Annotated in this window: 22 protein-coding genes and 2 riboswitches; of the genes, 3 read left to right on the forward strand and 19 right to left on the reverse strand. The window is 30.2% G+C overall.

The window, feature by feature from the left end:
* Nucleotides 1-246 precede the first annotated feature (246 nt).
* A complete protein-coding gene (locus tag B2S02_RS09175; protein WP_346847061.1) occupies nt 247-1,650 on the forward strand; it encodes an APC family permease in 1,404 nt (467 codons plus the stop codon).
* Between the two features lie 82 nt (nt 1,651-1,732).
* Here the strand turns inward: B2S02_RS09175 and B2S02_RS09180 are convergent, their stop codons facing one another.
* From B2S02_RS09180 to yedE, 14 genes are all read right to left on the reverse strand, one after another.
* The gene (locus B2S02_RS09180) at nt 1,733-2,686 is read right to left on the reverse strand and encodes an L-threonine 3-dehydrogenase (RefSeq protein WP_346891640.1); all 954 of its coding nucleotides are present in this window, start codon (nt 2,684-2,686) and stop codon (nt 1,733-1,735) included.
* 106 nt (nt 2,687-2,792) lie between these two features.
* Entirely contained in the window at nt 2,793-3,986 is a 1,194-nt protein-coding gene (locus B2S02_RS09185; RefSeq protein ID WP_346920603.1) for a glycine C-acetyltransferase, read from the reverse strand.
* A 185-nt stretch (nt 3,987-4,171) separates the two neighbouring features.
* A complete protein-coding gene (locus B2S02_RS09190) occupies nt 4,172-4,870 on the reverse strand; it encodes a lysophospholipid acyltransferase family protein (protein ID WP_346891638.1) in 699 nt (232 codons plus the stop codon).
* Between the two features lie 35 nt (nt 4,871-4,905).
* Nucleotides 4,906-5,895, reverse strand: coding sequence for a tRNA epoxyqueuosine(34) reductase QueG (gene queG / locus B2S02_RS09195; RefSeq protein ID WP_346920604.1), 990 nt, complete (start codon nt 5,893-5,895; stop codon nt 4,906-4,908).
* A gap of 77 nt (nt 5,896-5,972) precedes the next feature.
* Nucleotides 5,973-6,950, reverse strand: coding sequence for an NAD(P)/FAD-dependent oxidoreductase (locus B2S02_RS09200; protein ID WP_346920605.1), 978 nt, complete (start codon nt 6,948-6,950; stop codon nt 5,973-5,975).
* A 73-nt stretch (nt 6,951-7,023) separates the two neighbouring features.
* A complete protein-coding gene (gene modB, locus B2S02_RS09205; RefSeq protein ID WP_346920606.1) occupies nt 7,024-7,689 on the reverse strand; it encodes a molybdate ABC transporter permease subunit in 666 nt (221 codons plus the stop codon).
* Between the two features lie 130 nt (nt 7,690-7,819).
* A complete protein-coding gene (modA, locus tag B2S02_RS09210) occupies nt 7,820-8,611 on the reverse strand; it encodes a molybdate ABC transporter substrate-binding protein (protein ID WP_346920607.1) in 792 nt (263 codons plus the stop codon).
* A gap of 241 nt (nt 8,612-8,852) precedes the next feature.
* Nucleotides 8,853-9,752, reverse strand: coding sequence for a HAMP domain-containing sensor histidine kinase (locus B2S02_RS09215; RefSeq protein ID WP_346877612.1), 900 nt, complete (start codon nt 9,750-9,752; stop codon nt 8,853-8,855).
* A 202-nt stretch (nt 9,753-9,954) separates the two neighbouring features.
* Nucleotides 9,955-10,719, reverse strand: a complete 765-nt coding sequence (locus B2S02_RS09220; protein ID WP_346847054.1) for an ABC transporter permease — start codon at nt 10,717-10,719, stop codon at nt 9,955-9,957.
* Nucleotides 10,712-11,635 carry an ABC transporter ATP-binding protein gene (locus B2S02_RS09225; protein ID WP_346847053.1) on the reverse strand — a complete coding sequence of 308 codons (924 nt, stop codon included), beginning with the start codon at nt 11,633-11,635 and terminating at the stop codon, nt 10,712-10,714. The genes B2S02_RS09220 and B2S02_RS09225 overlap by 8 nt, the downstream gene beginning before the upstream one ends.
* Before the next feature lie 88 nt (nt 11,636-11,723).
* Nucleotides 11,724-12,419: a response regulator transcription factor gene (locus B2S02_RS09230; protein ID WP_035129662.1), complete on the reverse strand. Its 696-nt coding sequence runs from the start codon at nt 12,417-12,419 to the stop codon at nt 11,724-11,726.
* Nucleotides 12,420-12,670: 251 nt separating this feature from the next.
* Complete coding sequence (locus B2S02_RS09235) at nt 12,671-12,907, reverse strand: putative Se/S carrier-like protein (protein ID WP_346920608.1); 237 nt, start codon at nt 12,905-12,907, stop codon at nt 12,671-12,673.
* A 1-nt stretch (nt 12,908) separates the two neighbouring features.
* On the reverse strand, nt 12,909-13,124 hold the full coding sequence (locus B2S02_RS09240) for a sulfurtransferase TusA family protein (protein WP_341349071.1): 216 nt from the start codon (nt 13,122-13,124) through the stop codon (nt 12,909-12,911).
* Complete coding sequence (gene yedE, locus B2S02_RS09245; RefSeq protein WP_346920609.1) at nt 13,108-14,205, reverse strand: YedE family putative selenium transporter; 1,098 nt, start codon at nt 14,203-14,205, stop codon at nt 13,108-13,110. Before yedE ends, B2S02_RS09240 begins: the two co-directional genes overlap by 17 nt.
* A gap of 262 nt (nt 14,206-14,467) precedes the next feature.
* Between yedE and B2S02_RS09250 the strand changes: the two genes are divergently transcribed.
* Nucleotides 14,468-15,643: an aminotransferase class V-fold PLP-dependent enzyme gene (locus tag B2S02_RS09250; RefSeq protein WP_346920610.1), complete on the forward strand. Its 1,176-nt coding sequence runs from the start codon at nt 14,468-14,470 to the stop codon at nt 15,641-15,643.
* Nucleotides 15,644-15,875: 232 nt separating this feature from the next.
* Nucleotides 15,876-16,058: riboswitch (cobalamin riboswitch) on the reverse strand.
* A gap of 356 nt (nt 16,059-16,414) precedes the next feature.
* Nucleotides 16,415-17,035, forward strand: a complete 621-nt coding sequence (locus B2S02_RS09255; RefSeq protein ID WP_346847050.1) for a DedA family protein — start codon at nt 16,415-16,417, stop codon at nt 17,033-17,035.
* An 81-nt stretch (nt 17,036-17,116) separates the two neighbouring features.
* Here the strand turns inward: B2S02_RS09255 and B2S02_RS09260 are convergent, their stop codons facing one another.
* The 5 genes from B2S02_RS09260 to B2S02_RS09280 all read right to left on the reverse strand — a co-directional run bounded on the left by B2S02_RS09260 (nt 17,117) and on the right by B2S02_RS09280 (nt 24,047).
* Nucleotides 17,117-17,935 (reverse strand): DUF4430 domain-containing protein, encoded by an 819-nt coding sequence (locus B2S02_RS09260; RefSeq protein ID WP_346847049.1) that lies wholly within the window; start codon nt 17,933-17,935, stop codon nt 17,117-17,119.
* A gap of 67 nt (nt 17,936-18,002) precedes the next feature.
* A complete protein-coding gene (locus tag B2S02_RS09265; RefSeq protein ID WP_346920611.1) occupies nt 18,003-20,813 on the reverse strand; it encodes a DUF4430 domain-containing protein in 2,811 nt (936 codons plus the stop codon).
* Between the two features lie 13 nt (nt 20,814-20,826).
* Complete coding sequence (locus tag B2S02_RS09270) at nt 20,827-21,516, reverse strand: ECF transporter S component (RefSeq protein WP_346920612.1); 690 nt, start codon at nt 21,514-21,516, stop codon at nt 20,827-20,829.
* Entirely contained in the window at nt 21,503-23,182 is a 1,680-nt protein-coding gene (locus B2S02_RS09275; protein ID WP_346847046.1) for an energy-coupling factor transporter ATPase, read from the reverse strand. The genes B2S02_RS09270 and B2S02_RS09275 overlap by 14 nt, the downstream gene beginning before the upstream one ends.
* Nucleotides 23,163-24,047, reverse strand: coding sequence for an energy-coupling factor transporter transmembrane component T (locus B2S02_RS09280; RefSeq protein WP_346878056.1), 885 nt, complete (start codon nt 24,045-24,047; stop codon nt 23,163-23,165). Before B2S02_RS09280 ends, B2S02_RS09275 begins: the two co-directional genes overlap by 20 nt.
* A 224-nt stretch (nt 24,048-24,271) precedes the next feature.
* A riboswitch (cobalamin riboswitch) is annotated at nt 24,272-24,447 on the reverse strand.
* Nucleotides 24,448-24,477 lie beyond the last annotated feature (30 nt).

A 24,477-nucleotide genomic window follows, 5' to 3' on the forward strand; every position in this document is an offset into this window, starting at 1 on the left:
TAATATTATCTCATAAATTTTAGAACATTAATACAAATTTATGTAATTATGTATCCAATAATTTTAATATGTTATTACTAATAAAATTATTCAGATTATATTTATAGATAAATGTTCAATAATATTTAATAATTTCTATAATATTTTAAAAATAATTCGATTAATATGAAAATATTTTATTTTAAATGTAAAAAGAATGTTTCCCATGATATAATAATATCGTAATTTAATATAGGAGGGAAATTTATGTCTGAAAAAAAGGATAAACAAATTCTTTGGTACACCTTAGCTTTTATGGCATTCTCAACAGTATGGGGTTTTGGTAATGTTATTAACGGCTTCTCTGAGTACAATGGACTTAAAGCAATTGTATCTTGGGTATTAATTTTTACTATTTATTTTGTACCTTATGCACTAATGGTAGGTGAATTAGGATCTGCATTTAAAAACTCTGGTGGTGGAGTTAGTTCTTGGATTCATGAAACCATAGGACCAAGAATTGCATACTATGCTGGATGGACATACTGGGTAGTTCATATGCCTTATATTTCACAAAAACCATCTGGTTTTATGATTTCAGCTAGCTGGGCAATTTTCCAAGATAAGCGAATCAGTAGTATGAATACAACTCTATTACAATTATCTTGCTTAGTAGTATTTTTAATTGCATTATATATTGCATCAAAGGGATTAAATCCATTAAAAAAGATAGCTACCTTTGCAGGAACATCTATGTTCGTAATGTCTATTCTATTTATCATCTTAATGTTAGCAGCTCCAGCAATTACAGATGCTAATCTAAATGCTATAGATTGGTCATTTAAAACTTTTATGCCTACATTTGATGTTAAATTCTTTACCAGCTTATCAATCTTAGTCTTTGCTGTTGGTGGATGTGAGAAAATATCACCTTATGTTAACCAAGTTAAAGACCCTGAAACTGGTTTTTCAAAAGGTATGATTGCATTAGCAATTATGGTTGCAGTATGTGCAATTTTAGGAACTATATCATTAGGTATGATGTTTGATTCAAATAATGTTCCTAAAGACTTAATGACTAATGGAGCATATTATGCTTTCCAGAAGTTAGGTGAATACTATCACATAGGAAATACTTTCGTAATTATTTATGCTATTACAAATCTTATTGGACAATTTGCAGTACTTATAATATCAATTGATGCACCTTTACGTATGTTACTTAATAGTGCTGATAGAGAGTTCATACCTGAAAAATTGTTTGTACAAAACAAATATGGTGCTTATACAAACGGACATAAACTTATATTAGTTATTGTTTCAATTTTAATAATTCTACCTGCTTTTGGTATAGGAAGTGTAGATGAATTAGTAAAATGGTTAGTAAAACTAAATGCTATATGTATGCCTCTACGTTATTTATGGGTATTTGTTGCATATATAGCTTTAAAGAAGGCAGGAGAAAAATTCAATCCTGAATACAAATTTGTGAAAAATAAAACACTAGGTATTATTATCGGAGCATGGTGTTTTGCATTTACCGCTTTCGCATGTATTGGTGGTATATACTCTACAGATCCATTCCAATTAGTACTTAATATTGCCACACCATTCTTCTTAATAGGTTTAGGATTAATTCTTCCTTATATTGCGAAGAAAACTAATCATTAATTTTATAGTTATATAGTACAAGCATATAAAAATAGGACTGAATAAAGATATTTTATCTTCATTCAGTCCTTTATTTTTATCTCTATTTTATGCCTTTAGCTTTTAATTTTTCAAGCATATCTGTTGTCATCTTAGCTAAATCATATTCAGCTTTAAAGCCCCACTCTTCTTTAGCAGCAGATGGGTCTATTGAATCTGGCCAAGTGTTTGCAATTCCTTGTCTTACTGGGTCTACATCATAAGACATTTCAAATTCTGGAATATGCTTTCTAATTTCTGCAGCTATTTGCTCTGGTTCAAAGCTCATTGCAGTTATATTAAATGCATTTCTGTGCTTTAATTTACTTGGATCAGCTTCCATTAAAGTGATTATTGCATTTATAGCATCTGGCATATACATCATATCCATGTAAGTTCCTTTACCTATGAAAGAAGTATACTTACCAGCTTTTAATGCTTCATAATAAATATCAACTGCATAATCTGTAGTTCCACCGCCTGGTAATGCTACGTAAGAAATAAGTCCTGGGAATCTTACTCCTCTTGTATCTACACCATACTTAGAGTGGTAGTAATCACATAATAACTCTCCAGAAACCTTAGTTACACCATACATAGTGTTTGGTCTTTGAATAGTATCTTGTGGAGTATTTACCTTAGGTGTAGATGGTCCAAATGCACCTATTGAACTTGGAGTAAAGAATTTACAATTTAATTCTCTAGCAACTTCTAAAGCGTTTACAAGACCACCCATGTTAATAGTCCATGCAAGTTGTGGTTTTGCTTCTGCAACTGCTGATAAAAGTGCTGCAAGATGAATAATAGTATCTACTTCATGTTTTTTAGCTATTGATAAGAATTCGTCATAGTTTGTTACGTCTAAAGTTTCAAAAATTCCACCTTCAACAATTGGATTTCCTTCTGGTTTTCTTACATCTGTAGCTACTACATTATCTACTCCGTAAACTTCTCTTAATTTCGTTACTAATTCCGTACCAATTTGACCTAAGCATCCGCTAACTAATATTCTTTTCATATTGATTCTCCCTATCTAATGTTATTTAAATTTTATTTAAATGTTTTTTAGTTAAAATCTATAACCTCTAGAGGAGGATATTCCTCCTCTACTTTTAATACAAATATTATTTTATTAAGCCCATTTCTCTTCCTACTTTTGCATATTTAGCAATAGCTTCATCTAACAATTCTTTTGTGTGAGCAGCTGATGGCATGTTTCTTACTCTAGCTGTTCCCAGTGGTACTGTTGGGAATACTATTGATTTAGCATATACACCCTCTTCATATAATTTTCTACTGAATTCTTGAGCCTCAGCAGCCTCTCCAATTATGCATGGAGTTATAGGTGTTTCACTATGTCCAATATCAAATCCTAATTCTTTTAAGCCCTTTTTAAGGTAATTTCCATTTTCCCATAATCTATCATGAAGTTCCGTACTTTCAGTTAATATATTTACAGCCTCTATACAAGCTCCTGCTGCTGCTGGAGTTAATGATGTAGAGAATAGGAATGGTCTACCTCTAACTTTTAACCAGTCGATAAGGTCTTTAGATCCTGCTACATATCCTCCAACTACACCGATTGCTTTAGAAAGTGTTCCTATTTGGAAATCTATTTTGTCTGATAATCCAAAGTGGTGAACTGTTCCAGCACCTTTTCCTAGTACCCCAGAACCGTGAGCATCATCAACGTAAGTGATTAAATCAAACTCTTCTGCAATCTCAACAATTTCAGGAAGTTTTGCAACATCTCCATCCATTGAGAATACACCATCAGTGATTACCATTATTTTTTCATATAATCCTGATTCTTTTGCTTCTTTAGCCTTTGCTCTTAAATCATCCATATCAGAGTGTTCAACTCTTATGATTTTAGCTCCTGATAATCTACATCCATCTATAATTGACGCATGATTTAGTGCATCTGAAAGTATTGCATCTTTTTTGTTCATTACAGCAGATATTGCTGCCATATTACAGTTAAATCCTGATTGGAAAGCTATTGCAGCTTCAGTATGCTTAAATGCTGCTAACTTCTTCTCTAATTCTATATGTATGTCTAATGTTCCATTTATTGTTCTAACAGCACCAGCACCTACACCGTACTTTTCTGTAGCTTTGATTGAAGCATCAATCATTCTCTTGTTAGTGGCAAGTCCTAGATAGTTGTTTGAAGATAGGTTTATTAGCTTCTTTCCTTCTATTTCTATCACAGGTCCATTTTGTCCTGTAATAACATTAATTTCATTATAAAGCCCTTTACTTTTAAGGTCCTCTAAATTAGTTTTAAGGAAATTGTTTAAAGATTTGCTTCCCATTTGATTACCTCCATTTAAATTATATTAAATAAAATTTACTATACATGCTAATATATTAATAACATATATAAGTATATTTATACTCCATAATAATATTTTTTAACACTTACCTTTATAAATCAGCTACTTATACTTTCCCTTTACATAATTAGAATATCATCTACTATAAGTTTTTCAATGAATCCTTATTTATATACACCTCTATATTTTTCTGGTAAAAGAGCAGCTATAGATTTCATAACTTCCAACATAGCTCTTTCATTATATTCATTCTTATCTTCTTCTTTAAGTTTTTCAGGTAAATATATAGGTTCTCCAAACTTTACAGTAACTTGAGCTGTTTGGAAGTTTTCTTCCCCCATATCACCATCATTTATAGGTAAAAATTCTTCTGTGCCTGCTAACCCAATTGGAATTATCTTAGCCTTAGATAGCTTAGCCATTAGAAGAAATCCCTTCTTACCTTCTATCATTGAACCACTTCTACTTCTTGTTCCCTCTGGAAATATCATAATATTTTCTCCAGCTCTAAGTTTCTTTACAATTTTACTAATGGCATCCTTATCTGCAGAATTAGGTTTAATTGCTATGGTCTTTATAAACTTAAATCCATTCTTAGTAAAATCGTTATTGGAAAGCTTTACTCCCGCAATGAATGTGGGGTCAAAGTCTTTTAATAATTCGTTAAGTATTAATCCATCAGCATTACTTAAGTGGTTACATATAAATATTATTGGGCCCTTTATACCTTTAATTTTTTCGTAGCCTTCAACTTTCATATTAGCATACTTTTTTATTGATGTCTTTACATAACTTCTTGCTAGTTTTCCAGAAAGACTCTCTGGTAATTTATTTAAAATTTTTGTTAATATATCTCTTTTCATAGAAATCTCCTTTATACCTAAGACTTACCTCCATACTACTTCTTGAATAATCTGTTATAATACTCCTTTATGTATGGTGAGTTAATACTCTCTTCTATATTATCTATATCTTCATTATACCTCAAATAATAATTGATAAGCCCATTTCTTATTAATAAATTCTTTCCACGCCATCCACAAGAATGCATGATATACTTTTCTTTAAAGTTTTTATTATCAAGATTTATAAGCTCTAATAAATCAACCTTTTCCATATACTCCTTAGGTAGAAATTCTTTAATAGGTGAAACTTCCGCATTTAAATTATGTGGACATACTTTTTGACAATTGTCACACCCAAAAATCTTGCCTTTAACCATATTTAATTCTTCATTATTTAAGTGCTTTTTTTGAGTTAAATAAGAAACACATTGTGAAGAATTAAACTTTTTAACATCTTCTATTATAACATTTGTTGGGCATTTTTCCACACATAAATTGCACCCTTTACAGCCATATTTTTTTGATTTATCCCCTTGTAGCTTAAGATTTGTTATTATTTCTCCTAAAAATACATAGGAGCCATACTTTTCCGTAATAAGAGTATTATTCTTCCCTATAAATCCAACTCCACTTATAGCTGCGATATATCTCTCTGGTAATGGGTTACTATCTACAAACCATTTAGACTCTCCTCCTAAGGATTCTATATAATCACATATTTCCTTTAAATATTTTTCTACTACTCTGTGATAATCTAGCCCCCTTGTATATAGAGAAAATTTATCTCCTTCTCCTTTATCACCATGATAATAAGGAAAAGCTATTGATATAATAGTTTCTCCATTTTCCATTAAAAGCTTTGGATTAATCTTTTTTTCTATATCTTCCTCTTCAAACTCATTAAAAAGATTATTTTCTTTTCTATCTATGAAAAATTCTTCTAGTTCATTAAATCTTCTACACTCTGTAAACCCAATAGTATCTAAAGAAAGTTTCTTTGCATAGTTTATTATTTTCTGTTTTTTATCTATATATTCTCCCATTGATTTATATATTTCCTACTTTCTCTTTTACATATATCCTATCCATATCCTGAGCTCATTATTAGTTTACCCTTGCTCTATTGTACTCCACACAAATACTCTGCTGCATACTTAGCTGCTAATTTTCCTTGATTCATAACCTTCTCCACATTAGTATACCCATCAACCACTGCACCACAAGCAAATATTCCTTTCATTGAGGTCTCCATTTTATCCGAAATAAATATACCACCCTTTTCTTTCTCTATATCTATTCCCATTTTTTCTGCTATTGCAGTATCTGATTTTAAGTTCATACATAGCACTAAAGTATCACAATCCACATATTTACTAGTTCCTTCAATAACATTATATTCTTCATCTAGATGTACGATATCTACACCAGTAACTCTATGGGTACCATATATCTTTACTACTCTATGGTTAAAGAGTACAGGAATATTAAAGTCTTCAACATATTCCTTAGCTTTATTACTTACAGCTCTAATAGCTCCACTGGTTTCTATCATACTTATTACATTGGCTCCCTCTAAAACTAAAGTTCTCGCTGCAAGTATTCCTATATCATCTGAGCCTAATACAATGCATCTTTTTCCTGGTAATACACCTTTTCTATTAATATACTTTAGCGTTGAGCAAGCTGTGGTAATTCCGGCCAACCCATAACCCAATATGTTTTTATAACCAAAGGGTCTCTCCCTTGAGCCCATGGCAAAAATGATAGACTTAGCTTTTATAGTCTTTATTCCTTCCTTACTATTTACCATAACAACTTCTTTATTCTTTTTTATTTCCAAAACTGTAGTATCGCACTTAATAATTACGCCTAAATTTAAGGCATCCTTTACTAATCCTGATATTAATTCAGGGGCAGCTAAATTTTCTTTTATACTCTTATAGTAAAAACCTGCCTGAACACATGAAAGCATAGCTCCACCAGGTTCTATATCCCTATCTATTACAATAACTCTATTTACTCCTCTAGATTTGGCCTCTACCGCAGCCATAACTCCACTTACTCCTGCACCCATAACTATTAGGTCAAAAGCTTCCATGAAATCCCCTCCTATTCCCAAAACGCTATAAAATCTACCTAGATTATTATACTATTATTCTTAGTATTTATCATTATTTTCTAAATTTCTTCCATCTATTCAACCAAAATACCATAATAAAACTAAATACAACTACAATTGCTACCAGCACATTTCCCTGAGTTCTATTTCCACTTTCCATAGCAAAATATATTGCTATTGGTATAGTTTGAGTTTTTCCTGGTATATTACCGGCAACCATAAGACTAGCTCCAAATTCACCTAAAGCTCTAGTAAATGCTAAAATTACTCCACTGATAATACTATCAAAAGCCATAGGTAATACTATATGAAAAAATATATAACTATCACTGGCACCAAATATTCTAGCTGCCTCTATACATGTAATATCTACGTTTAAAAAACCAGCCTTAGCACTTTCATACATTAATGGCAATGCCACAATTGCAGCTCCAATGGCAGCACCTTGCCACGTAAATACTAAAGTACCTCCAAATACAGCTTCAGTAAGCTTTCCTAAAGGACCATTTCTACCCATGACTATTAGCATTCCATACCCTACTACTGTAGGAGGAAGACACATAGGCAATAGTATTATTGTTTCTAATACTGACTTCCCCTTAAAACTATATCTACAAAATATCCATGCTAATGCTATACCAAAAATAATAACTATCCCTGTGGCAACAAAAGCTACTTTAAGCGAAATCATCACTGGTGTTAATATGGATTCCATCATATATTTATCATCCTCATCTTATATTGTTTATATATACTATAGGAATGCTGTTTTGTATAACATGTATAATTTATAAGCTTCATAAGGCAATTGTTTCCTATGAAACTTATAAATTATCCTTGTTTAATAACTAATTAATCTTAAAACCATACCTTTCCAGTATTTTTTTACTTTCACTAGTAGCTAAGAACTCTAAAAAACTTTTAGCCTCAGCTTTAACTTCAGAAGTCTTTATTACCCCTCCTGGGTATATGATCTTTTTATGACTTGATGTATCAAAAGTAGTGACCACAACAGAATTTTTTATACTAACTGTATCAGATTTATAAACAATACCACAAGCTGCTTCACCATTTTCTAAATAACTAACAACTTGTTTAACATCCTTTGCAAAAACAATGTTATTCTCTATGATATCCCACTTATTATAGTGATTTAAAGCTTCCTCAGCATATTGTCCTGCGGGTACAGAGCCTATTTCGCCTAAAGCTATATGTCCATCTAGGTTATCCAAATCATCTAGCTCCTTTATTTTATCTTTATATTCATTATTAACAATTAAAACAAGTTCATTTTCTACTATGTCTTTCTTACTTCCACTTTCTATAAGTTCCTTATCCTCTAGAGCTTTAAATTGCTTTTCTCCTGCAGACATAAATATATCTACCGGTGCCCCTTCCTCAATTTGTTTTTGAAGCGCTCCTGATGCCCCAAAGTTAAAAGTTAAAGTTATATTATTTTTTTCTTCATAGATCTTTTTAATTTCCTCCATAGATTCTTTAAGACTTGCCGCTGCTGAGATTATTATTTCTTTTTTTTCTCCACTATTATTAGTTTCTTCTTTATTAGCTTGTCCATTTGAACATCCAACAAAGGCTATAGCTAAAACTGTAATTACTATTATACTTCTTAACTTTTTCAAAGCACTTCCACCTTTTTCCACAATTATGTATTAATTATACATCTTATTGTGTAGATTTAAAATACATTTTAACCATTTTATTGCTATTGTTAAAAATGTTCTTTTTATCCTCATATAGAATATGCTGATTTTTTAAGATTGAGTTTAAAGTCATATATTATACATAAAAAAGAACAATCATAAACTGTCTTCTCAGCCTTGAATGTTCTTTTCTTATTTAAAACTTATATATTTTATACTACTATTTTAATTTGAATCTAATCTGAATTGTAAAGACTTCATCCTCTAAACTAGCAGAAACCTCATGTCCCATACTTTCTGTAAGTTTCTTTACAATAGTTAATCCAAGACCTGTATTTTGTCCTGTCCTCATTCTGTCTGTAGTAAAAAATCTATCAAAAACATGTTCTAAGTCTTCCTGTGTAAAGTTTTCTACCCTATTACTAAAAGTAGAAATAATTACTCCATCTACTTGCCTTTGACATATAGACATAGTTTTACTACCATGCTTTAAGGCATTTTGAAATATATTTGTAAAAATTCTAATTACAGCATTTTCATCAGCAATTATAGCTGGTAATTTTTCTTGTAGATCAACTTCTACTTCAAAGTCTTTATCAACAAAATCATTATAAAAAGCTGCTACAATTTCACGCAATAAACTTTCAACATTAACCTTTTTAAATTCTAGGTCATATTCATTGGCTTCTAATCTAGATAAATCATAAAAGCTAGTAATAAGATTTTGCAACACCTTAGAGCGTTTTTCTATAATATCTAAGTACTCCTGTTTTTCTTCTTCACTAGTAGACTCATCCCTAATTAGCTGTACATAGCCTAGAATAGATGTAAGAGGAGTTCTTAAATCATGAGATATATTAGCAATTTGCTTTCTTAATTCACTTTCACTCTTTTCATGAGCTATTCTATCATTTTGACTTTTTTCTAATATAAAATTAATTTCACCTATCATCTCTTCAATATTTTTATTAGGGGCTGCTAATTTTAATTGTTCATTGGTTTTTATATTTTTAAGCTTCTTCAATTCCTTATTTATATTGTTTATATTATAGCGATTTAGTAGAAAGAGCACTATAAATAATGCTGCTATACCACCAAATAAAATAGTTATATATATCATTTAATGCTCCTCCCAAGACTTACGCCCTAAATATATTTCTTCAAATAACGAAACCCTCTTAACCCCCATAAACAGAACAAATAGTTAACTATTTTAATATTTAACTATATTCCTATTTTACTATTTAACTAGGTTTATATTTATATAGTTTCATATTTAAATAAGTATGAATTTATATATGTGTGAATTTAAATAATTAATTCTATTTTATCTCTCTTCTTCTAAAGGAAATAATTCCTATAACCGTTATTAAAGTAATGTATACTATACCTAGTACATAAAATTTTGTAATATCCTCAGAAAGAACCCTGTCTTGACCTACTATAAATTTAATGTTGTAAGAAACTAAATATAATTGTATTTTTGCAAATATAGGTTTATAGTAACCTAGGAGCTTAATTATTCCTGGAAATATAGCTACTACCCCTAGATAAGCAAAGGCAAATATATTATTATTCTTAATATTAAAAGCAAGTAAGTTTGCAATAGCAATTCCTGTTAACCAAAGTGGGAATACAGCAATGAGTTTATTCCCAAAATTACCAAGTGTTTCTGCCATAGTTGCTCCACCTAAACCAAGACATATATAAGAACTTAATATTAACACAGTGGCAACTATAATTAAAGATACTGTGGCTACAATCACTTCTACAATAAATTTCCCTAAATATATTTTTGTTCTATTAATCCCAAAGGATACTGTATTTTTTAAAGTTTGATGCTTATGTTCATCTGAAAATACAATATCTACAATCATAATTACAGAATAATAAATCAATGTAAAAAGACCTGTTGAAATCATTAGCATATCTGGCATTGTTATTCTGTTAATTGCTTCTTGGTCTTTCATAAACCATAATGCTAATACATTAACTAGAATACATATCAATGAAGAAGTTCCAACTAAAACATAAGGATATTTACGATGAGTAGTTCTATATAATTCACTTTTTATATAATTAAGCATTGATAACACCTCCAACTAATGAAACAAAGTATTCTTCTAAATTGGTTCCCTTTATATTCATAGAATTTAACTCTACCCCATTTTTAACAATTGTACTGCTTACCATGGAAGGTGTATCTTTAAATTTATAAATTCGAATTATGTTATTAGGTAATACCTCATATTCATGACAATTTAGTTTATCCTCTAACAGTACTGCTGCCTTCTCAGCATTATCTACTGATATCTCTAAACATTCCTTACACTTCTCCTTAAGTTCTTCTGCAGAAATCTGTTCTACCATCTGTCCTCTCTCAATAAAGCCATATTCCGTTGCTATACTAGCTAATTCACTTAGTATATGACTAGAAATTATTATGGTAATATTCTTCTCTTCATTTAGTTTTAAAAGAAGATTACGAATTTCAACAATCCCCATTGGATCAAGTCCATTTATTGGTTCATCTAAAACTAAAAAGTCCGGATTATTCATCATTGCAAGAGCTAACCCTAATCTCTGTTTCATACCTAAAGAAAAACTCTTAAATTTTTTCTTTTTAGTATCTTCAAGTCCTACATCTTTAAGTAATTGTTTTATGCATTCTGAACCAGCTATTCCTCTTTGAACTCTATAATACTCAAGATTTTCCTCCGCCGTTAAATATGGAAAAAAACTTGGAGTTTCAATCATTGCGCCTATTCTTTTTCTTGAAATCTCTAAACCTTTTTCTGTAGTTTCTGAGAATAATTGTATCTCACCACTAGTTATCATAGTTTGGCCTGCAATCATCCTTAATAAAGTAGTTTTACCAGCACCATTTTTTCCTACCAATCCATATATTGAGCCTTTTTTTATATTTATATTAGTATCCTTTACTGCCTCAAATTTTCCGTAGGATTTACTTAAATTTCGCGTAATTAATATACTTTCTTCCATAAATCTCACCCTTCCCTTTTCTTATTGTCTTTATTATAAAATTCAAAACTCAATAAACACTTAAGAAAAGTTAAAGAAATCATAAAGTTTATTCAGCCATAGTAAACCCTATACCCCAAATAGTTTTTATATACTCTGTATCCTTATCTAATTTTGATATCTTAGATCTAATATTACTAATATGCACATTTACAGTATTATCTTCTCCATAGAACTCTTCATTCCATATATTCTTATACAAGTTTTCTCTAGTAAATACTTTTTTAGGATGAGTTAGTAAAAGCTCTAGTATAGAAAACTCTCTTACCGTTAGTGTAAGGTCATTTCCATTCACTGTGACCTTCATAGCTTCCTTATCCAGCTCTAAATTCTTATAAGCTAAGACCTGCCCCTTATCCTCTGAAGTACTAAATCTTTTATATCTTCTCAGTTGGGCTTCTACTCTTGCAGCAACTTCACTTATCTCAAAGGGTTTAGTAATATAGTCATCTGCACCTAATTTCAGCAGCTTTACCTTATCTGAAATCTCAGTTTTCGCAGAGATAATAATAATTGGCATAGTTTTTGATTTTCTGATTTCTCCTATCAACTCTTCTCCAGTTAATCCTGGTAACATTAAATCTAAAAGAATCAAATCATAATTATACATGTTAATACACATTCTAGCTTCACTACCTGAATACGCACTACTCACTTCATAATTTTGCTTTTTAAGAATTTTGCATAGTAATCCATTTATATCTACATCATCTTCTACTACTAAAATAGATATTCTTTCTTCCATATATAACACCCCTCTTTATTAGTATCGTAATGGAACTTACATATATATTCTCTATATACTTTATATCACATAATTAACTATATATAAACAGAGTTCTTAGTGTCAATTTATTTGATACTTAGAAATCGTTATCCAGGGATGTACCAGCTCTAATACTCCCACTTCGAAGAAGATAGGAGTATTAGAGCTGGTAGTCATCGGATAAACAGAGTAAAAAAGAACCTATCCTGTTACAGATAGATTCTTTCTATTTATTCACATTCATATACAAGAATGCTTTCATTACCCTGAATTTTAAATATTTTTTCAATATCTTCAGTTATCATATTATTTATATCTCTGTCTGTAATAAATTTAACCCCAATTCCACAGTTAGAGCTAAGTCTTCTTGGAACTGGCATAGTTTCATTAGCAATTTCAATACTATCTAAATATCTGTGATATTTTATAGCCCCTGAATGGGTGAAAAAAACTCCAATATACTGCATTTTATTTAACTGCCTTTATTAGAAAATCTTCTTCTACTTCTGTAACTACAGCATTTAAACCTGCATTTTTAATAAACCTTGAAACATTTTCCTTAGCCACATTATTATCAACTAATATTTCAAATCCATCTTTGTTTGCACTTAATGCTTTTTTAGCCATTAAAACTGGTTGAGGACAGCTCATTCCCCTTGCATCTACCTTAACCAATAGAAACACCACCTTTGCTATCAGCCTTACTCTTACTTATGTTAAATGATTTATTCATACAGAAATAAGAAATCCCTAATAATATTGCTATTCCTATAAATATTGCAATCTTTCCATTGCCAGTAGGACCTTCTCCTGAAGATGCTAATTTGAAGTTATGTGCAAAAGCTGCTCCAACAATCATCCCCATTACTGTGATTGCAGAATCTGCATTTCCTTCCCCAGCAAGTATTAATTGTCTTAATGGGCATCCTCCTAAAAGTACTGAACCCCAACCTGCAACTAACATACCCATAAAGTTCCATAGTGCATCATTATGAGCTATAGGTTGTTCAACAAAGCCTAGTTTGAAATCTCCTAGAACTAAGTTTCCTATTAATGTTACTACAAATATTGATATAAATCCCCACATTAAATAACTATCTTTAAACATGATTAAATCCCTAATTCCACCTACCATGCAAAGTCTTGTTCTTTGTGCTACAATTCCTATAATAAGTCCTGCTGCTAAAGCAAACCATATAGGTGCATGCATAGAACCTGGACCCTTTGCACTAAAGAATATAAATGCTGGAGCAGACATTAATAATACTAATAACATTATTGCTATTACTGGCATTGCATATCCTTCAGCTGTAGTTAAATTATAATTTCTCTTTAAAGTAAAGCCTCTGTTTAAAAATTGAATTCCAACAAATATCCCTGCTGCAAATCCAAGTAAGCCTACTACAGCATTTAAGTCTCCACCAGCAATTCTAAGAACCATTCTAAGTGGACATCCTAAGAATACTAGAGCACCAATCATCACTATAGCACCAAGAATAAATCTTAAGAATGGTGAAGAACCACCCTTTACTTTGAATTCCTTTGTAAATAGTGCAATTATAAATGCCCCTAAAACTATACCAATTACTTCTGGTCTTATATACTGTACAACTTCAGCTCTATGTAGTCCTACCGCACCTGCTATGTCTCTTAAGAAACATGCTATACAAGCACCCATGTTTTTAGGATTTCCTAAATACACCAAAGCTACAGATAATAGACCAATGATTCCACCAGCAAAAATTATGCCTCTTTTTTCTTTCATGGTTTACTCCCCCCATATATTTGATAAATATAATAAATTTTGATAATAACTCATCCAAAGTAAATTTTAACATATATTTATATTTTTATTAAATTTTTATTACGAATAGACGAAGAACAATCTATTTGTTTTTTTAATACTTATGTAACCCTAATATATAAAACCTTTATATTTAATTCTCTATGATATAATAATGTAGGAAAAAATGTTTATTTTTAAAGCTTTAATTAGATATAGGATATATAGATTTCAGGAGGTAATTATGAGAAAAGTATATTTAGATAATGGTGCTACATCCTTTCCTAAGCCTAATTCTGTAGCTGAAGCTATGACAAATTATATTGTTAATGTAGGTGGAAATGTAAATAGGGGTAGTTATGATAGTTCCTTTAATGCAGAAAACATAGTCTATGAAACTAGAGAACTACTCTGTGAACTATTTAATTTTTCAAAACCTGAAAATGTAATTTTTACTAGCAATATAACTCATAGTCTTAATGTTATTTTAAAAGGATTTTTAAAGGCTGGTGACCATGTGATTACTTCTTCTATGGAACATAATGCAGTACTTCGCCCTTTAAACACCTTACAAAGCAAAGGTATAGAGCACTCTGTAGTACCTTGTAATTCCCTAGGACAGTTAAATCCATCTGATTTACATAAATACCTTAAGCCTAATACTAAAGCTGTAGTAATGACTCATAGCTCTAATGTATGTGGAACTATTATGCCCTTTGAAGAAATAGGACAGTTCTGCAAGGCAAACAATATTTGCTTCATTGCAGACACAGCACAAACAGCTGGATCAATTCCAATAGATATGGAGAAAATGAATATAGATGTTTTATGTTTTACTGGTCATAAGGGACTTCTTGGACCTCAAGGTATAGGTGGGTTTTTGATAAAAGATGAATTAGCTAAAATAACTACTCCTCTTATAGAAGGTGGTACTGGTAGCTTCTCTGAATATGAAATTCAACCTGATTACATGCCTGATAAATTTGAAGGTGGTACTCCAAATATACCTGGAATATTTGGCTTAAATGCAGCCTTAAAATATCTAAAGGAAAAAGGACTTAGTAGTATAAAAGATCATGAAATGAAATTAACTAAACTATTTTTAGATAACATTAAGGATATAAAAGAAATTAAAGTTCTGGGACTACCTTCTGCTGAAAATAGGACTTCTGTAGTATCCATTGATTTTCCTAAGGGTGATAATGGTCAAATATCACATATGCTATCCAAAAACCACGGCATATCTGTGAGATGTGGGCTTCATTGTGCACCATCAGCTCATAAGACCTTAGGCTCTTTCCCTAACGGAACAGTAAGATTCGCCTTTGGCTCCTTTAACACTGAAGATGATGTATTATATGCTGTTAATGCTATTAAAGAAGTAATTGCTTCATCAGATAATAACACTCTATGTTTTTAACAAAAAAAATTAAAGGCTCAAAGATGCAATATCTTCAAACCTTTAATTATTATATATAAATTTTTTATAGGGCAATAATTATTAGGGATTTAAAGTTATATATTTACTTAACAACAAAACCCCTTAACTCTTCAGTTAAGGGGTATAAAAATCACAGAAAATTACATTAAAGTATATGCTATGCTTTAATATATCCATTCTTTTATAACACCCCTCCATCTACCGTAGAGTATCTAGTGTATTAATATAGGCAGGTCTTCTGACTTTGGTTCACAGTTGCTTCAGCCTTCCCAACATTCGTCAGTGGCGCTTTAAGAAGCTTCTCCCCATTACAGCGGCGGGACCGTATAAGATTTTCACTTACTTCCCTTTTAAACAAAGTATTAAACTTTGTACCTCTATTATTTTTATATTAAATTTTCTCTTTATTAATCAGCTTATGTAAGCTAATGCTATATATTGTTTTTTAATATAATATAGTGTATCAACTACAACAATATTATTATACTACTTTTACCTATGTAAATCAAGGATTTTCCTTGATTTTCATTTAGTATCTTATACAATACACTTATTATTCTTATTAATTTCCTTCAATATAAAAGTATAAGTAATCTATACATAAAAGTTATATCCTTAAGCCTTTAATAATATATTACAATATATTGTATTTAACATAAACTTAACTTAATTAAACTTTAAGTTTATACACTTTAAGTTTATAATACACTTGTTTAAATATATCTTAAAATATAAATTTGAGGTGCTTATATGAATTTTGTAAATGATTTTTTAAATACAATAATAACTACTATACAAGGATTTGGATATCCTGGTGTATTCTTAGCGGTATTTTTAGAATATTCCTGTTTTCCATTGCCTAGTGAAGTACTGTTACCTTTTATAGGTCTTTTAGCTTCTTATGGTAACTTTAGCTTTATTGGAGTTATTCTTCTTAGTACTGGAGCAGGATTAATTGGTTCAACTCTTTGCTATACCATTGGATACTTTGGAGGTTCTCCTATAATAAATTGGCTTTGTAGTAAATCATCTGGTGCAAAAAAGAGTTTCAATAAGTTAGATTTATTTCTTGATAAGTATGGAAAACCTGCTGTGTTTCTAAGTAGATTATTCCCTTTAACTAGAACTTACATATCACTAGCTGTAGGGGCTGTAAAAATGAGTTATTCTCAATTTATATTATACTCCCTTGGGGGTATAACTATTTGGAACATAATTCTTATATCTTTAGGATATTTTTTAGGTGAAAATACTGACCTAATTCAAAGGATTTTGAAAGATTATTCTATTGTAGCTATAGCTATTCTAGTAATTTGTTTTGGATTCATAGCTTATAAATTCATGAAAAAAAGAAAGAATTCCTTGGAGTAATTAAAAAATAAGAAAGTACCTTCAGTGATAATAGGTACTTTCTTATTTTATATATTTAACTAATGTTGGCATTGATAAAAATTAATTATTAACTCCATCCTCCCAATATTTCCATATCACAGTATCACCTTTATTATAAATCCAACTTCCGGTTCCCACATTAGGTTTAACAAATCCATTACTCCCACTTTTCTTTACATAGTAGCACCATCCACTTAAAGGACCAGCAGCTTTCTCTCTAAGCCCTGCAATAGATGCAAAGTATGTTGTATCGTTAAAGCCTGTAGTTCTATATTTTATCCCTAACTCATCTAAAACCTTGAATGTTAATTGAGCAACAGTAATATTATCATAATCTACATATTTAGAAGCTAGTGTTTTATTACTTATTGTATCAATTACTATAAAGTTTGGAGTTTCATCTTTTACCGCTGGAGTTGGCTCCTCCTTTTTAGGTTCTACAGTTGCTTTAGAACTATTGGATGAATTTGATGATTCTTCCTTTTTACTTGCAGTTTTTTTCTTTTCAGTAGATGAATTTTTCGAATTATAGCTATTAGCATTAGATTTCTTTTCAGTGTTAGAATCAGAATTATCTTTAACTTTAGATAAATCATTAACTACAACATTTTCTTTATCATCAGTCTCTTTATTGCTTTCATTAACCTTACTATCTTCTTTATTATCAGTCTTATCCGTACTAGTTTCCTTATCACTTACTTCCTTATTAATTTTATCATTTTTGCTGTCTTCTTTATTTTCTTGCTCAGCTGTGATTGTAGCTTTTTCAGCAATTGTATTATTGAATGACTTTTGAAGTTTTTGTGCAAAAACAAACATTCCCGCAAAAATAATAAGAGCGGAAATTATAAGTAATATCTTATTTTTCCCCTTCAACATAGCACCTTCTCTCTAAATTCTAATAAATACACAAGGAAGCCTACAGCTTCCTTATGTATTTACTATTTTAGTTATTACTAATTCTTTTTCTTTTTATTAAAACAATCCCTGATACTATACAAATCAATGATCCAACTACTAATAAATTCAAATTCATAGGTTTTCCTGTTTTAGGAAGATCGTCTGCTTTATTACCATTAACGGTATTGGACTCACTCTTACCACCATTGTTTGTTTTGTTATTTGTATCATTATTTGTTTTATTATTTGTATCATTATTTGTATCATTATTTATTTCATTATCTGTTTTATTATTTGATTCCTCATCTGTTTTATCACTATTATCCTTAGATTCATCATCTTTAACCATCAAGCTATAAATACTAAAATGTGTAGTTTCAAAGGTAAATGTTAAATTATTATTATCAAATTTACCACCATCTATTTTTTCCCACTTAGTACCATTGTAATAATATGCTGCTAATTTTGAAACATCTATTCCCTTTATATCATCTTTTGATAATTTTATTACGACCTTTACTTTATTGCTACCAAAATCTTTTATTTCAGTTATCTTTCCTTTATTATCTTTTACTGACATAGTATAATCAAAAACCTTACCTATGATCTTAGTTCCATTTTCTATATTTAATATATTAGAATTTTTATCTAAAACTTCTCTTTTTAAGATAACCTGATAATCTTCTAAAATTCCTGTATATGAATCAAAAATCTTAGATGGTATATTCAAAGATGTATCATTCCAATTTACTACTACTTCATTTGACTCTGGACTCTTAATTATACCTATAGGTATTTTGATATCATCTGTATCTTCTGGAACATTAACTACAGGAGTATTATTACCTTCAACATATACAGGTAATAATTTTGCATCAATATTACTCTTATAATAATTGTATTTACCATTTCCTCTAAATTGCTCTAAGGCAATTAAAGCTCTTAATGCCTGCTCACTTGACATGTAATTATTATTAGTATCTGTTGTATGCTTAAATTGACCATCAGTGCCCTTAAATGTAAGCAGGGCAGAAACTAAATTATTTAGGTCTTCTCCATTTGATTTAGTGAATAACTCACCAGCTGGGTCAACACCTATTGATGTAAGTCCTAAAATTGTAAAACTAATACTTTCACTAGCTTCACTTCCCCAAGCTTCATAACATCCATTTTCTTTTTGCATTAATGCTAATGTTTTAACTGCTTTATCAATAGTATCTTTAATTTCTTTATTATTATCATAATAGCTTGATAACGCATTTATTGCAGCAGCAGTTGTATCAACATCTACATCAGAACCCCATATATTCCATCCACAATATTCATCTCCATCTACATCATAAACTACTTTACTATTAGCTAACTCCTTAGCTAGTATATCTTTTGTAATTTTATATTCTCCACTTACATTACAGTAATCGTAAACCATCAGTCCAAATATCTGTGCATATCTATTAAATTCTTTTACATCTCTGTTAAATAACTCCTTAACCAAGTCATGACCTAAGAAATTATAAGGATTATAACCTTGGCTAGTAACATACATTATCATTTTTTCAAGATCTGTATCTTTATAAAAATACTCAGATAACCCATCTTCCTCTACTCCACTCTTAAATTGCTTAACTATATTGTTAAAGCTTTCTTTATTACCTTTGATTCCAAATTTACTTAAACTTAAAGCTGCCCACTCATCACCATTATTAGCAATCATATAGTTTTTAGTTTTTTCTAATTCACTCTTAACATCATATGAATCAATAGATGATAATTCTTTATAGTTAACTACTATAGTCTTCTTTCCTTCATTTCCAGCCTTATCTACTGCTTTAACAGATATTCTATTTTCGCCCTTAGAAAGATTAACAACATATTGTCCATCTTCATTAGGTTCAATAACATTTTCCCCTAATTTAACTTCACTATTAACCTTACCATCAACATCATCAATGGCAGATACTATAAATGTAAACTCACTTTTTGTCACTGTTGTTTTACTTATATTTGTTGTTATTTGTGGAGCAACTTTATCCTTTTGTTCAACAACAATTTTACAGTATGGTCTTGCTAGCATTCTATTGTCAAGAACTTTATCTTTAAAGGGCCTGCCAGTTTTACTGTAGTCAAAGGGATCACAATCCTTTACCCTTTTATCTGCAGTAACAATGTAGGTTCCTGGTTTATCGAAGTTTAGTTTTACTTGTCCATTTTCATCAGTAATATATTGGGTTTCTTTATCATTAATAATTATTTTTGCCTTATCTACTAAAGCCACATCATTTGGTATTCCACCCGGGAAAAAATATTTACCAGTTAAATCTAGTGAAATATCTTCCCCAGTTTTTGCGTTAACTGCTTTCTTATTAAAGTAACCATAACGTGCGTACACATAATTTTCCATGTGGAATAGTACTATACTGTCCCCATCTACTAAATCATGACCACCAACTAACTTATCTGTATAATTATCATTAACATAATATCCCCAACCATCAAATGACCCAAATGATCCCTGAGATACTCCATCAATATTGGATATATAGCTTCCACGTCCAAAGTTAAATTTGCTTTGATCTTTTGGATTAAGACCATTGGCTTCTAAAGCTTTGATTATAGCATGTATTGCCTTAGGCTCACCGCTAACTTCATTACAGTTATAAGGTTCTAACTCAAAATTTGTTACATCCACTTCTGTTTCTGGAACGATAGTATGGTCACTAGCTTCAATCCTAACCTTCACCTTTACAGATTTATCAGCAGCTTCAACTTTTTGTGTAAAAATTGTAGAAAACTGAGTAAATCCAATTAGTAATGCAACTAATAAACATAATAGATTCTTTTTAAATGTCTTCTTCATAAAATCCCCTCCATTAATTTTTTATATAAGTTATATCAAGCCTTCTTTTGTATCTTAAAAGTACATCAATAAAGCTATCATAGAATATAATTGAAAAAATAAAGCTACCTCCTCCATGTAAAATATCAAATGTTAATCCTGACAGATAAGCCATGATAACACTTTGTATTGTAATTGGTTTTACAAAACCCAAAACATACCAAAAATTCATGATCCAATCAAATATAAATCCATAGATAAAACATATAATTGAAAATTTTAGAGCCCTTACTCTTTTTCCCTTTCTACCCCAAATACCAGATATAATTCCCACAAGTCCCCAGGAAAACATCTGCCACGGTGTCCATGGTCCCTGACCAAAAAATATATTAGATAAAAATGCTGATGTACTCCCAATAAGAAATCCTTCATAGGGCCCAAATACAAAACCTGATAATGCCACAAGGAATGTTACAGGCTTCACATTTGGTATAGGAGCAAAGGCAATTCTCGATAGTGCAGTAAATGCACTTAAAGTTGCAATTACTGCAATCTCCTTTGTACCCAGCATACTTTTCTCAAAGTAAAAATAACTTAAAAACAGTATTCCCAAAACCCCCAATGTAGAAAGTAGGGCAAAACTATTTTGGATATCCTTTTGCAGTGTAAGTATCATAAGAACTAAAATAATAAGGGAGGTTATTATTAAACTAATTTTTTTCATTTGCTTGTCCCTCTTTTAGTAAATATTTTTTTCCTTCATCAAGTGTAAAAATCTTCTCATTTACATTCTTAAAAAGTTTATTTATGGAAGTTGTATAGTAAATTCCATGGCTTAGTACCTCATCTCTACTTCCCTTTGATACTATTTCTCCATTAAACATAAGAGCAAAACTTTTGCAAAAATCACAGGCAAAATCCACATCATGGGTGACCATAACTATTGTAGTTCCATTATTATTTAAATTTTTAAGAACCCTACCTAATTTATTTTTAACTTCAAGGTCAAGGCCTCTTGTTGGCTCATCAATGAGAAGTATTTTAGGCTTCATCACTAATATAGAACCTATGGCTACCCTCTGTTTTTGACCTCCACTTAAATCCCTTGGATTTTTATCCTTAAGTTCATAAATATCTAAATCTTTTAAAACCTTTTCTAATTCTTCCTTATCAAAGGAATTATAATTATCCATTGTAAACTTTAGTTCTTCATACACCGTTGATTTTGATATGTAATCATTCGGATTCTGTGATACATATCCAATGATACTTGCCATCTTATTAACAGTTAGTTTTTTCACTTCATTACCAAATACCTTAATACTACCCTTATACTCTTTAAGCCCAATAAGAGAATTTAAAAGTGTACTCTTACCAGCCCCATTTGCTCCCATAATACCTATGAAATCTCCATTTTCAATATTTAATGAAAGATCTTTTATGGCATGAATTGAATTGAAGTAACAATTTAATTTCTCTGTTTTTATTGCATTACTACCATATTCGCAAACTTGTTTCTTAACATGATTTTTATCTATTTTAAAATCTAAACAATCTATGCTAATATCAGAATATTTATCATCAATTCTACATCTAGTTTCTTTGAAATTATTAGGCATATTACCCCATGAAAGGTTTTTGCTAAGCTTCAAATAATCAGGTAAAAAATTAATAACTTCTTCTTTAGATTCTTTATAAAAATCATACCTACTATTATAAAAATTAACTTTACCCTCATTCATAAAGGCAATTTTATCAGCTATATCAAACCATTTATTTACTCGCTGCTCTATAATGATTATTGTTATTCCTAATTCTTCATTTATTTTTCTAATTAGATTCACAATGCTTTCTGCCGCAGAAACATCAAGCTGAGAGGAAGGTTCATCAAAAATAATACATTTTGGCAAATATGCCACTGCAGAGGCTATTGCAACTTTTTGCTTTTGACCACCTGATAAAGTTGTTATATCTCTTTCTGCCAGGTCAGTTATTCCTATAAACTCCATGACCTCCCATACACGTCTCTTAATAGTTGATTCACTTACCCCTATATTTTCAAGTCCAAAAGCAATCTCTCTATGAACCTTATTCATCATTAATTGTTTCTCTGGATCCTGAAAAACCATTGTAACTGTCTTTGCCCTTTCGCTATGGTTCATCCCTTCTAACGGTACTCCATCAATGATAATTCCTCCTGATATTGTGCCCCCATAAAAATGAGGAACAGCCCCAGTAATTGATTTAGCTAAAGTTGATTTCCCTGAACCCGATTTCCCAACTACTAATAAAACCTCTCCTCTACCTAATCCTAAATTTATGTTATTTAAAGATTTCTTTCCTTCTAGAGGGTATGAATAACTTAAATTTTCAATCTCTATATATTCCATAGTCTTTCTCCCTACTATATTTTAAAATTAATAATGTAATAGCTAGAATAATCACAAATATTGATGTTGTTCCATAGTTAAATATATTTACTAGACTTACCCCATCATATATTTTGAAATCAACAGCTCCTTTATATTGAGCAAATATATATACTATTAATAAAACTCCGCTTAAAACCATAATAGAAATATCTTTTTTTCTAAACTTCTGTCTGTCATAGGTACTTCTTTCATTACTTAAAAATCCTCTAACAAAAGCTGCTTCCCCTATATCAAAAGAACTTTCCATAGAATTTTCAAGTAATATTGACAATACTGGAACATAGCTTTTAGTCTTTTCTCTTGAACTCTTTTTATTAAAATCAACTCCTCTAATTGTATAAATTTCTTTAAGTTTATTTAATCTATCTCTAAGACCAGGAACTAACTTAAAAGCAATAACCAGAGTTAAAGTTGATTTTGGCATCTTGCTTGAAAAATATGAAATTGCCCTATCTGAATCAATAATAAATTCAAAGGATATAAAGAGACTGGCCACTGCAAATAACTTAAGTGCCATTGTTAATGCATATATTAAAGCCTCCAAGGTAAATCTTTTACTTCCAATTTTAAATAAAATCATACTACCTTGTGTAACAAATATCATATTTAGAAGAATTATAAATATGGCAAAGGGTATAAAATAGACTAAAACTTTTTTTAATTTATATGTGTTTCCGCTATATATGAATAATGAAAATATATAAAAATATAGAGAGAAAACCACTGCCGGATTATCATTAGAAAAAATTATTATTATTAATGATAAAAATAGAATAATATATGTTAGAACATGAAAATCAAACTTTCTTTTGTTAAAACTCAATTTTTCGCCCCCTTTTAAAAATATTAATTTATTACTTATTTCAAATAAATTTAAACGTAAAAAAAGTCCATTTAACTCTAAGTTAAATGGACTTAAATAACATCATATTTACCAACCATATACATCATAAAAATATATAAATACAAAAAATATATTAAAAATGTATTTATGTATACATATGTATATAAATATCTTGTGTTACACCACTCCATTCTCCGCAGAGTTTACGTGTTAAAACACAGGCAGGTCTTCTGACTCAGGTTTCATGGTTTTTGTACACCTTCCCAGTTTCCCAGTGGTATAAGTACAAAACTCCACCTTTACAGCGGCGGGACCGTGTAGGATTTACACCTACTTCCCTTTTAATTGATAAAATCAAACCTATATTTCATTATTTAGTTTTATTTATTTTTTCAAATTTTACAAATAT

It is taken from the genome of Clostridium sp. UBA7339, from assembly GCF_002470865.1.
Classification (GTDB): Bacteria; Bacillota; Clostridia; order Clostridiales; family Clostridiaceae; genus Clostridium_J; species Clostridium_J sulfidigenes.

Bases quoted from the DNA above. Each gene is read 5' to 3' on its own strand.
- B2S02_RS09200 (WP_346920605.1), bottom strand. From the start codon at position 6,950: ATGGAAGCTTTTGACCTAATAGTTATGGGTGCAGGAGTAAGTGGAGTT.
- B2S02_RS09260 (WP_346847049.1), bottom strand. From the start codon at position 17,935: ATGTTGAAGGGGAAAAATAAGATATTACTTATAATTTCCGCTCTTATT.
- B2S02_RS09265 (WP_346920611.1), bottom strand. From the start codon at position 20,813: ATGAAGAAGACATTTAAAAAGAATCTATTATGTTTATTAGTTGCATTA.
- queG (WP_346920604.1), bottom strand. From the start codon at position 5,895: ATGGGAGAATATATAGATAAAAAACAGAAAATAATAAACTATGCAAAG.
- B2S02_RS09230 (WP_035129662.1), bottom strand. From the start codon at position 12,419: ATGGAAGAAAGAATATCTATTTTAGTAGTAGAAGATGATGTAGATATA.
- B2S02_RS09270 (WP_346920612.1), bottom strand. From the start codon at position 21,516: ATGAAAAAAATTAGTTTAATAATAACCTCCCTTATTATTTTAGTTCTT.
- B2S02_RS09235 (WP_346920608.1), bottom strand. From the start codon at position 12,907: ATGCAGTATATTGGAGTTTTTTTCACCCATTCAGGGGCTATAAAATAT.
- B2S02_RS09215 (WP_346877612.1), bottom strand. From the start codon at position 9,752: ATGATATATATAACTATTTTATTTGGTGGTATAGCAGCATTATTTATA.
- modB (WP_346920606.1), bottom strand. From the start codon at position 7,689: ATGATGGAATCCATATTAACACCAGTGATGATTTCGCTTAAAGTAGCT.
- B2S02_RS09275 (WP_346847046.1), bottom strand. From the start codon at position 23,182: ATGGAATATATAGAGATTGAAAATTTAAGTTATTCATACCCTCTAGAA.
- B2S02_RS09190 (WP_346891638.1), bottom strand. From the start codon at position 4,870: ATGAAAAGAGATATATTAACAAAAATTTTAAATAAATTACCAGAGAGT.
- B2S02_RS09225 (WP_346847053.1), bottom strand. From the start codon at position 11,635: ATGGAAGAAAGTATATTAATTACGCGAAATTTAAGTAAATCCTACGGA.
- B2S02_RS09185 (WP_346920603.1), bottom strand. From the start codon at position 3,986: ATGGGAAGCAAATCTTTAAACAATTTCCTTAAAACTAATTTAGAGGAC.
- B2S02_RS09250 (WP_346920610.1), top strand. From the start codon at position 14,468: ATGAGAAAAGTATATTTAGATAATGGTGCTACATCCTTTCCTAAGCCT.
- B2S02_RS09220 (WP_346847054.1), bottom strand. From the start codon at position 10,719: ATGCTTAATTATATAAAAAGTGAATTATATAGAACTACTCATCGTAAA.
- B2S02_RS09255 (WP_346847050.1), top strand. From the start codon at position 16,415: ATGAATTTTGTAAATGATTTTTTAAATACAATAATAACTACTATACAA.
- B2S02_RS09175 (WP_346847061.1), top strand. From the start codon at position 247: ATGTCTGAAAAAAAGGATAAACAAATTCTTTGGTACACCTTAGCTTTT.
- yedE (WP_346920609.1), bottom strand. From the start codon at position 14,205: ATGAAAGAAAAAAGAGGCATAATTTTTGCTGGTGGAATCATTGGTCTA.
- B2S02_RS09180 (WP_346891640.1), bottom strand. From the start codon at position 2,686: ATGAAAAGAATATTAGTTAGCGGATGCTTAGGTCAAATTGGTACGGAA.